The organism is Streptomyces acidiscabies (assembly GCF_020010905.1).
In the GTDB taxonomy this organism is placed as follows: domain Bacteria; phylum Actinomycetota; class Actinomycetes; order Streptomycetales; family Streptomycetaceae; genus Streptomyces; species Streptomyces acidiscabies.
Window position 1 is genome coordinate 301476 of record NZ_JAGJBY010000001.1, and the last position, 12578, is coordinate 314053.

A 12578-nucleotide genomic window follows, 5' to 3' on the forward strand; every position below is an offset into this window, starting at 1 on the left:
AGTGAAGCGCGCACTTGGCGTGCACGCTTCACAGGAGACTCGTAGGTATCAGGGGTGGTTGTACGACCCAAGAGTTACGACTTGATACCAACGAGGAAGGCGGCCCAGGAGTCGGCGGCGAAGAGGAGGGAACCGGCGGAGGGGTCCTTGCTGTCGCGGACGGGGACGAGGGAGGGGATGCTGTCGGAGACTTCGAGGCACTGGCCGCCGTCGGTGTTGCTGTAGGAGCTCTTGCGCCACGCAGCCGTACTGAGCAAGTCGTCGGAAACTTCGAGGCAGTTGCCGCCATCGGTGTTGCTGTAGGAACTCTTGCGCCACGAGACGCTGCTCAAGTCGATGGATCGCACGGCAATTCCTCCAGCAGACGCATGATGAACTGTCGTGTCTCGGCGGGACTGTACGCCAAGTCACGTAGGGCATCATAAGTGCGGTTAAGGCCCGCAACCCTGCTGGTTTCCTCGAACAGTTCACTCTGTACGTCGCTCTCACCGTAGGCGACGATCTTCCCGCCCGACAGCTCCAGGAACATCATGTCGGTGTTGACCAGACGATGCAGTCCCGTGCCGAACGGCAACACTTGAATGTTGGCGTTGGGCAGGTCCAACACCTCCAGCAGGAACTCCAACTGCTTGCGCCACTCCCGCGGATCACGCAGCGGATTGCGAAGCACGGCCTCCGACATGATCGACCGGAACGGCACCGGGTTGTCCGGATCGAAGAGCGCTCGCTGACGGCCGAGTCGCGCTTCGATCTGCCGCTCCAACTCCTCCCCCTCGTAACCACCAGCCATGAGCGCCGCCCTCGCATACTCGGCGCTTTGAAGCAGTCCGGGGATCGTGGTCGGGGAGTACTGCCACAGAGCTACGGCCTTCTCCTCCAACTCCATGTACGGCCGGTACTTCAGCTTGAACTGGTTCTTGTCGGCAACCGCCAACTCCCACAGGATCAGCAGCTTGTCCCCGGTCCCGTAGTAGACGTCGAGCGCCTCGACCACGTCCGGTCCGCCGAGCAGGACGCCGTTCTCCATCCTGCTGAGCAGCGACTCGCTCCAGCCCAGATCCTCCGCCAACTTCCTTAACGAGACGCCCTTTTGGAGCCGCGCCTTCTTCACCTCCTGCGCGAATCTCTCCCTGGGTCCCCCACTCCGCCCCGTGATCGGCCTCCTGACTGGCATCGCCTTCTCACCCTCCTGCTGCCTATGGACATTCCCGCGTTGCCTTTGCGCCTGTCCGGGGTGCGAAGGCGTCCCCGCTTGGGTCATCCTCGTACTACCCAGGAATGCGCAGAGTAGTACAACAACCGCATTCCGTATAGATGTTGGGCGAAAGGATGTAAACCCATGGAACCCGGAACCCTCCTCTACGACCCCACGACCGACAAGGTGGGGGAGTTCCAGGCCCGCTCCGGCAAGTACGCGATGCTCCGCCCCGTCGGCGGCGGCATCGAGTGGCAGGCCGACCCCGACAGCCTCCGGCCCCCCACCGACAGCGAGCGCATCGGCGCCGGCGTGAAGGCGGCGAACGTCCAAGCGGCCCGCAAGTACCCGCTGTTGGAGCCGACCGTGGACATCACGAAGGTCCCCGACCCGCACCCGAACTGCGCGCGCTGCGCGGAGTTGGTGCGGCTCGCACAGACCGCGAGCGACGAGAAGGACCTGAGCGCGGGGGTGGACGCGAGGGTCCTGATGAGGCGTCACCACAGGCAGGCGCACCCGGCGTGACATGGCGCCCTGACCCCGGTCAGATCAAGGAGGTGTACCCGGCGTACGCGGTTCCCCCGCCCGCGTTGCCGTGGACGCCGAAAGCCGAACTCACCACCGTACAGAGTGAGTTGCCGCAGAGAGCGGCGTCTCGTGGGCGCCGGGTGCGGCGCAGAGCGAGGCGGCTGATGAGCGAGGACGCTTTCTGGAGCGGCGTTCTGACCGCGCTGAGCGTCGCCACGCTGGTCGCGGTGATCGCGGCGACGGCGACGTAGGCCGCACTACGCTGCACGGCATGTCCAAGAAGCTGGTTATCAAGGTGACCGCGGGTGCCGACGCCCCCGAACGCTGCTCGCAGGCCTTCACCGTGGCCTCGGTGGCGGTGGCGAGCGGGGTGGAGGTGTCGCTGTGGCTCACCGGCGAGTCCGCGTGGTTCGCGCTGCCGGGCAAGGCGGCGGAGTTCGAACTCCCCCACGCGGCCCCCCTGCCGGACCTCCTCGACACGATCCTGTCCGCCGGTCAGGTCACGCTGTGCACGCAGTGCGCGGCGCGGCGGGACATCACGGAGAAGGACGTGATCGAGGGGGTCCGGATCGCCGGGGCGCAGGTGTTCGTGCAGGAGGCGCTCGGGGACGGGGTGCAGGCGCTCGTGTATTGATCTTGTAACGGGGGTGTCTTAGAGGCGAGTTGAGCGGAACCAGGGGCCGCCGGGACCTCTCATCACAGTCGTAAACGGCACGCCCGTACCGAAGTTGGGGAAGAAACACGATGCGCGTTCAGAAGCTCACCATCGCCGCCGTTGCCGTCGCCGCCGGTCTGTCTCTGACCGCGTGCGGCTCCAGTGACAGCACGGCCAAGAGCGACCCGTCGTCGCCTGCTTCCAACTCCGCTGCGACGACGGGGGGTTCGGGTACGTCCGGTTCGACGACCGGAGGTTCGGGTACGGCCGGGTCGGCCACCGGCGGCACCGGCTCGGGCTCCAACACGTCGGCGACAAACGGCGGTTCGGGTTCAAGCGGCTCCACCACCGGAGGTTCCGGCTCCAACTCCGCTGCCAAGAGCGGCCGTTGCGGCGCCGACTCGCTGACGATCACGGCATCCGACAACACGATCAAGAACGACAGCACGCGCACGGTCGTCGTCACGCTGAAGAACAAGAGCGGCAAGTCCTGCACGATCTCGGGTTTCGCGGGCGTCGACCTGAAGACCAGCTCCGGCACGATCTCCGCGAAGCGCAGCGGCCAGCCGAACGCCGCCACGACCCTCAAGAGCGGCGCGGAGGTCTTCTTCCCGGTCTTCTACCCGGCCAACGACTCCGGCGGCTCCGGCGTCCGCATCACCGGCCTCCTCGTCACCCCGCCGAACGACACCCGCACGGTCTCCCTCGCCTGGCCGGGCGCCGCCTCCCTCCCCGTCACCGAGGGCGGCGGCGCCTCGGTCGAGGTCGGCCCGATCGACAGCGCGGGGCAGGGCAGCTGAACCGACAGGGCGCTAGTACCTGAGATGTACCCGGTGACTCCCCTGGGGTGACTCAGGGGGTGACGCGGCCGGGGGCGGAGTACACCCCCGGCTCCGCCCTCAGCCGTGCCGCGTCCTGTCCCGGGGGCAAGCCGTACTCGGTCCGGTACTCCCGGTTGAACTGGGTAGCACTGGAGTAGCCCACCGCGTGCGCGACCTGCGCGGCGGACTCCCCCTCGCTCACCAGCCGCCGCCGCGCCTCCTGCATCCGCAGCCGCTTCTGGTACTTCAGAGGTGTCAACCCCGTGACCGCCTTGAAATGCCGGTGCAGCCCGGCGGCACTCATGTGCGCGACGGCCGCGATCTCCTCGACACTCAGCGGCTGGTCGTACCGCTCCGTGATCCACCGCGCGGCGACCCGGACCCGGGAGGTCGCCGAGTCCGTGAGGAACGCCTCCCGCAGCAGGGGGCCGAGGTCGGTGCGCAGCAGCCGGTACAGGATCTCGCTCTCCGTGCGCGCGGCGAGGGGGCCGATGTCCTCGGGTGAGTCGAGCAGCTCCACCCAGCGGGTCACGGCGTCCACGAGCGCGGGGGTGATGGCCGTGCTGACGATCCCCTGCGGGGCGGAGCGGGCGTACTCCGCGTAGCCCTCGTAGTCCCCGTAGCTCTCAAGTTCCATGAGCAACTCGGTGACCGTGCCCGCGTCGAGCCGCAGGACGGCGGACCGGTACGGCACCTTCACCAGGTCGACGACGGCCGGCAGGTGCAGCGGCGTGAGCAGCAGCTCGCCGGGGCCCGCGATCGCGGTGACGTCCCCGGACGTGACTCTCTTCGCGCCCTCGACGACGAAGCAGATCATGGGCTCGTAGAGGCCGTCGTAGGACTTCCCCTCCTCGTCGACCCCGGAGAGCATGAGGTGGGGGACGGCTGTGTCACCCCCGGGTACTACGAGGTGACGTCCGACGGCGGCGGCGAGACGGTCGAGCACGACGCGGCTCCCTTGGCTGCGGGGGCTGAGAGGATCAGGCAAGTTTATGAGACTGCTGCCCCATGCCGCCGGGCCGTCCGCTCCGTAGCTTCGAGGGCATGGCAGAGAACACCTCGAAACTTCCCCTCCGCACCCTCGGCACCCAGGGTCTGACGGCCGGCGCGATCGGTCTCGGGACGATGGGTATGACCATGGCCTACGGCGCCGGGGACGAGCAGAGCGGCATCGCCACCATCCATCGGGCGTACGACCTGGGAGTTACGCTCTTCGACACGGCCGAGCTGTACGGCTGGGGTACGGGGAGCAACGAGCAGCTCCTCGGCCGCGCGGTCGCCTCCTTCCGCGATGAGGTCCTCCTCGCGACGAAGTTCGGCTTCGACCTCTCCGACCTCTCCGACCTGAGCCGCGTCGGGTCCCACCTCGACAGCAGCCCCGAGAACATCCGCAAGGTCACCGAGGAGAGCCTCCGCCACCTCGGCACCGACCACATCGACGTCCTCTACCAGCACCGCGTCGACCCCGACGTCCCGATCGAGGACGTCGCCGGCGCGGTCGGCGAGCTGATCGCCGAGGGGAAGGTCCGCTTCTTCGGCCTCAGTGAGGCGGGCCCGGACACGATCCGTCGCGCCCACGCCGTACACCCGGTGTCGGTCCTCCAGACGGAGTACTCCGTCTTCGAGCGCGCGGTGGAGGCCGAAATCCTGCCGCTGCTGCGCGAGTTGGGGATCGGTCTCGTCCCGTACTCCCCCTTGGGACGCGGCTTCCTCACGGGTGCGGTGAAGCCGGCCGCGGAGTACGCCGAGGACGACATGCGCCGCTGGGACGAACGCTGGCAGCCGGGAAACTACGAGAAGAACCTGCAAGCGGTAAGGGAGTTGACGACCCTGGCCGAGTCCAAGGAAGCCACGGCACCCCAACTCGCCCTGGCCTGGCTCCTGTCGCAAGGAGAGGACATCGTCCCCATCCCCGGCACCCGCACCCCCACCCGCCTGGCGGAAAACGTCGCGTCAGCCGAACTAACCCTCACCACAGCCGACTTGACCCGCATCGACGAAATCCTCCCCCACGGCTCGGCAGGCTCCCGCTACCCGGAATTCATGATGCCGACCTGGAACTGACGCCGGGAGCCACCGATTTACCGGTCCTGTACCTCAGTAGTCCGTGAGGTCGACGGTCACATCGCAGTGCGGATCGGTGGACGGCCGATGCGTCTGCTCGTTCGCCAGGAACCCCGGCGAGACCAGGGCTCCGAGCAGACCGGGACCCGTCCTGCCGACCCGCACGTCCACACCGTACGTACGGTCCCGCTCGGGTGAACGGAAATAGAGGCGCGCGTGGTCGTCACCGGTGACCACCGCGCCGATGAACAGGGGTTTCCAGGACACGTGCGTGGTGACGAACAGGCGCGCGAGATCGAGCAACCGTTCAGCGACCACTTGCTCGGGGGAGTGCGCGGTTCGGCTCATGCCACCGTTCTACCGGCTCGATCCGTGGTACACCGACACCGCGCGGACTACCCGGTGTAGTCCTGCGGATGGTGAGGGGTGACATGGAACAGAACGTCCCGCAGCCGGGGGTGGTCCCTGGTGCACCGCGTACGGCGGGGACGCTCTTCGCCGCGCTCTACGGCGAGCACACCCCGCACCCCTGGCACGACCCCGAGAACGACCCCTACCAGCTCTTTCATCAGCGCTCGCTCGCCATGGGGTGGCTGGACACGCTGTGGGGGATGAACGACGCCGGCATCGGGCATCCGCAACATGCCGCCGGAAACCCGGAGTTGATCGCCTGGTTCCAGGTCGGGGCGGCTGCGGTGAGCGGGGAGCGGCCGTTGCCGGTGCGGGCGTTTCTGGGGTGTGTCGGGAGTGTGGTGGAGCGGATCGGGGCCGCGGACGTCTCCGTCGTCCAGCTTCTGCTTCCGCTCGGGTCGATCGACGTCGCCTCGCGGCCCGCGTACGCGACCGTGCCCTCGATGCTGGCGCGGGAGTGGTTCCGGGCAGGGGATCCGGCGGCGCGGACGCCCGTGGAGGTGGTCGTCGGCAGCGGGCGGGACGAGGTAATCGGGGAGCTGCCGCGCCACCTCGCCGAGCTCGCCGCGCGGCTCGGTGCCCGCGAGCCTCTGCTCGTCGCCGTCAGTCGTACTACCTGAGAGCTACCGGGGTCGCTTCTTCCCGTCCAGTTCGTCCCACCACTCGTCGGACTTGGGGTCCCCCGACGGGTCGTCCCACCACCGGTCCTCGGGGCCCCGCCGGTTCGCCACGATCGCCGCGAGCGGGGGGATGACCATGGCCACCACGCACATCCCCACGGCCACCGGCATCGACCAGATCCGCACCACGCTCCAGGCGAGGACGAAGAGGCCGATGCAGGTGGCCATCATGGCGAAGTACACGTGTCGCCGCCGTGCGTACATACCTCAAGGGTAGGTCCGTGGAGCTATCAGGCGCCCAGGTAGACCGGGGCCTTCTGCTTCTGGCCGTAGACGTAGCCGCTGAGGGTCCCGTTACTGGTCAGAACGACGATCGTGGCGTCGTCCTGGAGTACTACGGGTCGTGCGGGGGCGTAGACGACAGGGAAGGTGCCGTGGCCCGTGGTGCCCTGGGCCCCGTACCCCTTCTTCTTGTCGTGGACGAGCTTCACCTTGACGCCGTTGACCAGCTTGTACCGCCCCAGCTTGGCCTTCGGCCCGGCGACGCCGGTCCAGGTGAGGGTCTCCCCGGAGGAGATGAGGACGAACGTGCGGTTGCCGACGACCGCCGCGCCGGAGCGGACGTTCGCGTCGACGAAGGACACGAGCTTGTTGTCCTTGAAGACGCGGGCCTGGTAGTGCTGGTCGGCGACCTTGAAGATCTGCGCGCGCTGGTGGGCGTCGAGCTTCTGCGTGCGCACCAGCTTGCCCTTCTGCGTGCAGCTCGCGCTCAGCGCCGGGAACGCGACCGACTTCCACGGCGTCGGCCCACCCTGGCTGCGCTGCTGGAAGACCGGCTTCGCGCTCAGCACACCGTTGATCCTGATGCCGACGGAGAGGTTCGCCGACTTGCTCTGGTCGACGCGGGCCACGAAGCGGCCCTTGTTGTCGACGAGCGTCGCCGACGCACCGTTGTCGGCGCTGCTGACGAGCTTCACCTTGAACCCGGCACCGTACGCCGACGCGACGGTGGCCGTACCGACACAGTTGGCCGCTTCGGTCTTGGTGGTGGCATGGGCGGTGGTGATGGTGCCGACCCCGACCCCCGTGAGGGCGAGGGCGGCGACGGCTGCGCGAAGCGCGATACGCATGAGAACTCCCGGCATGTTTTCTGTTGTCAAGCGGCCCCTGTGACCTGCGAGAACAACGTTATGCACGCGGTTCCCCGGAATCATCGACTCCCTGTCACGGAATCGTGACAGCCGGTACGAACGTACTCCTGAGCAGCACGAAGGGCCGTACCCGAGTACTACGGGTACGGCCCTGAGGGTCGAACGTCGCTCAGACCGCGATCGCGACCTCCGCCAGACCGCCCTGCTGGGCGACGACCGTGCGGTCGGCCGTGGCGCCGGGGACGAGGGCGCGGACGGTCCAGGTGCCTTCGGCCGCGTAGAAGCGGAACTGGCCCGTGGCCGAGGTGGGGACCTCCGCCGTGAACTCGCCGGTCGAGTCCAGGAGACGGACGTAACCGGTCACCGGCTCACCGTCACGCGTCACCTGGCCCTGGATCGTGGTCTCACCGGGCTTGATCGTCGAGGCGTCCGGGCCGCCGGCCTTCGCTCCACACATGCTGCTACTCCAGTACTAGGTCGGGACTACCTGAGAGCTACTTGTTGGCGCCGAGCTCGATCGGGACGCCGACGAGGCTGCCGTACTCGGTCCAGGAACCGTCGTAGTTCTTGACGTTCTCGACACCGAGCAGCTCGTGCAGGACGAACCAGGTCAGCGCGGAGCGCTCACCGATCCGGCAGTACGCGATCGTGTCCTTCGCGAGGTCGACCTGCTCCTCGGCGTACAGCTCCTTCAGCTCGTCGTCCGACTTGAAGGTGCCGTCGTCGTTCGCGTTCTTCGACCACGGGATGTTGCGCGCGGACGGGACGTGGCCCGGACGCTGCGACTGCTCCTGCGGCAGGTGCGCGGGGGCGAGCAGCTTGCCGGAGAACTCGTCGGGCGAGCGCACGTCGACCAGGTTCTGCGAGCCGATCGCGGCGACGACGTCGTCACGGTAGGCGCGGATCGCCGTGTTCTGCGGCTTCGCCTTGTAGTCGGTGGCGGTCCGGACGGGGACCTCCTCGACCAGCTCGCGCGCGTCCAGCTCCCACTTCTTGCGGCCACCGTCGAGCAGCTTCACGTTCTCGTGGCCGTACAGCTTGAAGTACCAATAGGCGTACGACGCGAACCAGTTGTTGTTGCCGCCGTACAGGATCACCAGCGTGTCGTTGGCGATGCCCTTCGCGGACAGGAGCTTCTCGAAGCCCTCCTGGTCGACGAAGTCGCGGCGGACCGGGTCCTGGAGGTCCTTCGTCCAGTCGATCCGGATCGCGTTACGGATGTGGTTCTTCTCGTACGCGGCCGTGTCCTCGTCGACCTCGACGATCGCGATGTCGGCGTTGTCGAGATTGGCCTCGACCCAGTCTGCGTCGACCAGGACGTCGCTGCGGCTCATGCTCGTTCTCCTCCGGGGCAGTTGCGGCGGGGGTGTGCGAAGTGCGGTTGCGGGCGCGCCAGTTGCCGTTACAGAGACGGGGGCGGCGCGCGATGCCCAGAAAAAGGGCCGGCGAGTTTCAGGAAGCGATACAGAGCATGGCGGCGACGCGGCACAGGTCGACTGCCCGCCGCTTCGTGAGATCCGCCTGACCCCGCGACCGGGGGGCGCTCAAATAGCACTGCATGGACTCGATCGTAGGGACGGATCGGGCATGCTGTCACCGGTGTGTCGTATGGCGAGACGCGATCGTCCGGATACCGAGACCGATCACGCTCCAGGTGGCGCCCGGGGGGTACCTGAGTACTACCCGTCTAATACCCGGGGGGGTCCCGTATCTATGGTTCGGACACCCCCGTCTCGCCCCTCGGACGTAGAGCCTTACGCCCCCTACCCCGCGAGTCGTACGTTCGAACCCTTCACCGTGATCTCCACGCCGCTCTGCGCCGGGGTCACCTTGTCGAGCTGGATGCCGCCCGGCAGGTTCTCGATCTTCTGCTCGAAGTCGGTGATCTTGCGGGCCTCGTTCTCGGGGGCGTCCACACCGCCGAAGCTGGGCAGGTCGTCGGCGTGCACGCGGACGGTGTCACCGTCGACGGTCACCGAGCTGAGGACGTACACCGGCTGGGGCAGCTTCGTGCCGAGCACCGTCGCCTCGACGGCGACCTTGATCTTGCCGTTGCCGCCGTCCGACAGGCCCACGACCTCGGCCTCCACGCCCTCCATGACCCGCGTCGGCTCCGACTTCGCGGCCTTCAGCAGCTCCGCGTACGAGATGCTCGCGGTGCCCGTCGCGGACGCCGCCGTCGCCGAGCTGAAGCTGGAGTCGAAGTCGACGCCCTTCATGCTGGCCTTGAGGTCGTCGATGCGGATGCTGCCGCTGCTCGTGCCCGTCGCCGCGTCGTACTGCTTGATGCCGACCTCGACGTCGTCGAGCTGCCCGCCGAGCGCCTGCGTGAGGAACGGGAAGCCCTTGATGGACACGTCCGGCGTCGCCGCGAGCCCCTCGGTCGTCTTCAGCTTGTCGGCGGCCTCGCCCTCGGCGAAGTTCACCGCCAGCCGGTCGGCGAGCACGAACAGCCCGCCCAGGACGACGACAACGATCAGAAGTATGCGAAGGCCGCGCATTGCTGTGGTTCCCCCAGTGAGTGCCGACCGGGGGCGCATGAGACCCCTGGTCCTTACGGCCACCCACGGTAACCCTCAGGGCAAGGGGGTTCCGGAAACTGTCGAGGGGCTGTGACAGTGAGCAGCCCCCGCGCGCGTACGGCTATCCCAGCGCCCGGCCCAGGACGTACACCGCCGGTGCCGCCAGCGCGAGCGGGAGGGCCACGCCCGCCGTGAAGTGCACGAACCGCGACGGGTAGTCGTAGCTCGCGACCCGGTGGCCGATCAGCGCGCAGGCCGCCGCACCCGCGCCCACCAGGGCGCCCGCCGTGCCCACGTCCGTCATGCCGCCGACCGCGATGCCCGCGCCGGCCGCTGCCAGGAGGGAGACGACGACCGACGCCGGGGTCGGGAGCGGCAACGCGCGCGCGAGGATCGCGACGGCGACCGCTGCGGCGCCCACCGACGTCGCGTCCGAGTCCGCGCCCAGGTAGCCCGTCGCGACGATCGCCAGCGCGCTGCTCGCGACGGTGGCCATCAGGCCGTACATGCGCTCGTCGGGGTCCGCGTGGGAGCGGAGCTGGAGGATCAGGCAGAGCAGGACCCAGACACCGAGGGTGCCGAGGATCGCGGCGGGGGCGTGCTCCTTGCCGGCGGCCAGCAGGACCGCGTCGGCGACCAGCGCGCCCAGGAACGCCAGCGCGATGCCCTGCCGGGCGGGCCACATGCCGTTCAGACGGAACCAGCCCGCCGCTGTGACGCCCTGGAGCGCGACGAGGGGGACCAGGAGCCCGTACACCCCGAGAGGCGCCGTACCGGCCAGCAGGAGGCCCAGGAGGGCCGTCAGCGCGGCGGGCTGCATGCCGGGCTCGATGACCGGCGAACGGCCCTCCAGGCGGGCCCGCTGCGCGTCGGTGACGCGCGCGTTGCCGGCGAGGGTGGCGGGGCCGTAGCCGGGGCCGGACTGCTCGGGCGCGGGCGCGGACGGCGCAACGGCCTCACCCGCGAACTGCCCCACCGGCGCACCGAAGGAGGGCGCACCCTGCTCGGCGGGCGTGAACCGGTCGGCGGGCGCGACGCCCTGTCCGGCGGTCCCGGCAGGCACGTACGGCCCGGCCTGCGCGTACGGCCCCTGCGCCGCGAACCCTCCGGAGGACGCGTCGGGGTGCCCTGCGGGCGCGTACGGACCGGCCCCGGTGGACGCGTCGGCGGCGTACGGACCGCCGCCCTGCGCGGGCGCGCCCTGTGCCGGTTGCTGCCAGCCGTACGGGGACGGCGCGGCCTCGGGCGCGTAGGCGCCGTACGGCTGGGAACCCGTCTGCGGGGGCACGGACGGCTGGACCGTGGTCTCCCAGGTCTCGCCCTGCCACTGCTGGGTGTTGTCCATGGGGTCGTGCTCCGGGGCGCCCTGCTGCGGCCACTGCGTCGCGTACGGGTCGTAGGGACCCTGCTGGTCGGTCATCGGTGACTCATCCTCCTGCGAACGGCGGGAGCACCTCGACCGTGGCGCCCTCGGCCAGCCGTACCGTCTCATGCGCGCGCGTGCCGACGGGGTCACCGTCGACGAGGAAGGAGCATCGAGCCAGGACACGTACGAGTTCCCCGGGGTGTCGCTCGCGCACGCCCGCGAGGGCGTCGGCGAGGGTCGCCGCGTCGTACGCCTCCTCGGCGACGTCGGCGGCAGCCTTCGCGGCGGCCCAGTAGCGCACGGTGACCTTTGGCATCCGTTCCTCTGAAACATGCGGTGAGCGATCGGCATCCGGACGTCAAAGGCTAGCCCGCCCGACTGACACCCCAGTGCGCGATGCGCGCGAGCAGCGCCTCGCTCGCGGCGTGCTCGGCGTGCCCCATGCCGGGTTCCAGCCAGAGTTCCGCGTGCCCCGGGGCGGCCTCGGCGAGGCTGCGGGGGTGGTCGAGGGGGAAGTACCCGTCCGCGTCGCCGTGGACGACGAGCAGCGGCGTCGGCGCGAGCTGCGCGGCGGCCTCGACGGGCGACAGCGGGACGGGGTTCCACTCCTGGTGGTGGATGCGCGTGCCGAAGCCGTAGCGGCCGACGAGGCGTCCCGAGGGGCGCGTCACGAGCCAGTGCAGCCGCCGCATGGGCGCGGTGCCCCGGTAGTACCACCGCGCGGGCGCGCTGACGGAGACGACGGCGTCCGCGTCCCCGGGGTGCAGCGCGGCGTGCCGTATGACGACGGAGCCGCCCATGGAGAACCCGACGGTCACCACGCGCGCGTGCCCGAGGCCGTGCGCCCAGTCGACGGCGGCGGCCAGATCGAGCACCTCGCGGTCCCCGACGGTGGACCGCCCGCCGGAGGCGCCGTGGCCCCGGAAGGAGAACGTGACGACGGCACCGTATCGTCGCAACGCCGTCACCACCCGCCGCACGTGCGGACGGTCCGCCGCCCCCGTGAACCCGTGAGCGATCACGAACACGAGGTGATCACGAGGTTGATCGAAAGTGTCGTTTTCTTCGCCCTCAAGGGCGCTCGTTTCGTATACAGCGAGCGGAGGATCGTATACGGAATCGATCACCACTCCATCAGCGGTAGGCAGAAACGTCCGTATAGGTACGCGTCTGGCCGTCTCGCCATTCGGACGTACGGTGGAACGTGCCACATGACCTGCCGGACTGTCGCTCATGTCGGCTATT

At 69.0% G+C, this 12578-nt stretch carries 19 protein-coding genes; 5 read left to right on the top strand and 14 right to left on the bottom strand.

Translation table 11 applies throughout. The annotated features are described in order from the left end of the window. Positions 1-74: 74 nt before the first annotated feature. Together J8M50_RS01295 and J8M50_RS01300 are read right to left on the bottom strand one after the other, a co-directional pair. Positions 75-347, bottom strand: a complete 273-nt coding sequence (locus J8M50_RS01295; RefSeq protein WP_029183558.1) for a DUF397 domain-containing protein — start codon at positions 345-347, stop codon at positions 75-77. Beyond that, positions 329-1174 carry a helix-turn-helix domain-containing protein gene (locus J8M50_RS01300; protein WP_010351635.1) on the bottom strand — a complete coding sequence of 282 codons (846 nt, stop codon included), beginning with the start codon at positions 1172-1174 and terminating at the stop codon, positions 329-331. The genes J8M50_RS01295 and J8M50_RS01300 overlap by 19 nt, the downstream gene beginning before the upstream one ends. A gap of 165 nt (positions 1175-1339) precedes the next feature. Between J8M50_RS01300 and J8M50_RS01305 the strand changes: the two genes are divergently transcribed. Next, the gene (locus J8M50_RS01305) at positions 1340-1720 is read left to right on the top strand and encodes a hypothetical protein (RefSeq protein ID WP_010351636.1); all 381 of its coding nucleotides are present in this window, start codon (positions 1340-1342) and stop codon (positions 1718-1720) included. Between the two features lie 19 nt (positions 1721-1739). Here J8M50_RS01305 and J8M50_RS01310 read toward each other — a convergent pair whose 3' ends face one another. Then, positions 1740-1991 (bottom strand): hypothetical protein, encoded by a 252-nt coding sequence (locus J8M50_RS01310; RefSeq protein ID WP_010351637.1) that lies wholly within the window; start codon positions 1989-1991, stop codon positions 1740-1742. A gap of 3 nt (positions 1992-1994) precedes the next feature. Here J8M50_RS01310 and J8M50_RS01315 point away from each other — a divergent pair, with 3 nt between their 5' ends. Both J8M50_RS01315 and J8M50_RS01320 read left to right on the top strand, forming a co-directional pair. Continuing rightward, complete coding sequence (locus tag J8M50_RS01315) at positions 1995-2357, top strand: DsrE family protein (protein ID WP_010351638.1); 363 nt, start codon at positions 1995-1997, stop codon at positions 2355-2357. 110 nt (positions 2358-2467) lie between these two features. Further along, entirely contained in the window at positions 2468-3178 is a 711-nt protein-coding gene (locus J8M50_RS01320; protein WP_010351639.1) for a DUF4232 domain-containing protein, read from the top strand. A gap of 52 nt (positions 3179-3230) precedes the next feature. On the opposite strand, the gene J8M50_RS01325 is transcribed toward J8M50_RS01320, so the two are convergent. Continuing rightward, positions 3231-4145: an AraC family transcriptional regulator gene (locus tag J8M50_RS01325; RefSeq protein WP_010351640.1), complete on the bottom strand. Its 915-nt coding sequence runs from the start codon at positions 4143-4145 to the stop codon at positions 3231-3233. 98 nt (positions 4146-4243) lie between these two features. Here J8M50_RS01325 and J8M50_RS01330 point away from each other — a divergent pair, with 98 nt between their 5' ends. Further along, positions 4244-5263 carry an aldo/keto reductase gene (locus J8M50_RS01330; RefSeq protein ID WP_029183559.1) on the top strand — a complete coding sequence of 340 codons (1020 nt, stop codon included), beginning with the start codon at positions 4244-4246 and terminating at the stop codon, positions 5261-5263. Between the two features lie 33 nt (positions 5264-5296). On the opposite strand, the gene J8M50_RS01335 is transcribed toward J8M50_RS01330, so the two are convergent. Further along, entirely contained in the window at positions 5297-5611 is a 315-nt protein-coding gene (locus tag J8M50_RS01335) for a hypothetical protein (protein WP_010351642.1), read from the bottom strand. A gap of 83 nt (positions 5612-5694) precedes the next feature. On the opposite strand from J8M50_RS01335, the gene J8M50_RS01340 reads away from it, so the two are divergent. Next, positions 5695-6294 (top strand): hypothetical protein, encoded by a 600-nt coding sequence (locus tag J8M50_RS01340; protein WP_010351643.1) that lies wholly within the window; start codon positions 5695-5697, stop codon positions 6292-6294. A gap of 3 nt (positions 6295-6297) precedes the next feature. Here J8M50_RS01340 and J8M50_RS01345 read toward each other — a convergent pair whose 3' ends face one another. The 9 genes from J8M50_RS01345 to J8M50_RS01380 form a co-directional block, all read right to left on the bottom strand. Continuing rightward, entirely contained in the window at positions 6298-6558 is a 261-nt protein-coding gene (locus tag J8M50_RS01345) for a DUF3099 domain-containing protein (RefSeq protein ID WP_010351644.1), read from the bottom strand. A gap of 26 nt (positions 6559-6584) precedes the next feature. Further along, the gene (locus J8M50_RS01350) at positions 6585-7424 is read right to left on the bottom strand and encodes a hypothetical protein (RefSeq protein WP_010351645.1); all 840 of its coding nucleotides are present in this window, start codon (positions 7422-7424) and stop codon (positions 6585-6587) included. Between the two features lie 190 nt (positions 7425-7614). After that, positions 7615-7902, bottom strand: coding sequence for a DUF1416 domain-containing protein (locus J8M50_RS01355; RefSeq protein WP_010351646.1), 288 nt, complete (start codon positions 7900-7902; stop codon positions 7615-7617). A gap of 37 nt (positions 7903-7939) precedes the next feature. Continuing rightward, on the bottom strand, positions 7940-8779 hold the full coding sequence (locus J8M50_RS01360) for a sulfurtransferase (RefSeq protein WP_010351647.1): 840 nt from the start codon (positions 8777-8779) through the stop codon (positions 7940-7942). 118 nt (positions 8780-8897) lie between these two features. Then, the gene (locus tag J8M50_RS49980) at positions 8898-9005 is read right to left on the bottom strand and encodes a putative leader peptide (RefSeq protein WP_368431106.1); all 108 of its coding nucleotides are present in this window, start codon (positions 9003-9005) and stop codon (positions 8898-8900) included. Between the two features lie 203 nt (positions 9006-9208). Then, positions 9209-9946 carry an LmeA family phospholipid-binding protein gene (locus tag J8M50_RS01365; RefSeq protein WP_010351648.1) on the bottom strand — a complete coding sequence of 246 codons (738 nt, stop codon included), beginning with the start codon at positions 9944-9946 and terminating at the stop codon, positions 9209-9211. Positions 9947-10088: 142 nt separating this feature from the next. After that, the gene (locus tag J8M50_RS01370) at positions 10089-11387 is read right to left on the bottom strand and encodes a hypothetical protein (protein WP_010351649.1); all 1299 of its coding nucleotides are present in this window, start codon (positions 11385-11387) and stop codon (positions 10089-10091) included. A gap of 7 nt (positions 11388-11394) precedes the next feature. After that, the gene (locus tag J8M50_RS01375; RefSeq protein WP_010351651.1) at positions 11395-11649 is read right to left on the bottom strand and encodes a MoaD/ThiS family protein; all 255 of its coding nucleotides are present in this window, start codon (positions 11647-11649) and stop codon (positions 11395-11397) included. A gap of 49 nt (positions 11650-11698) precedes the next feature. After that, positions 11699-12568, bottom strand: coding sequence for an alpha/beta hydrolase (locus tag J8M50_RS01380; RefSeq protein ID WP_086013960.1), 870 nt, complete (start codon positions 12566-12568; stop codon positions 11699-11701). Between the last annotated feature and the right edge of the window lie 10 nt (positions 12569-12578).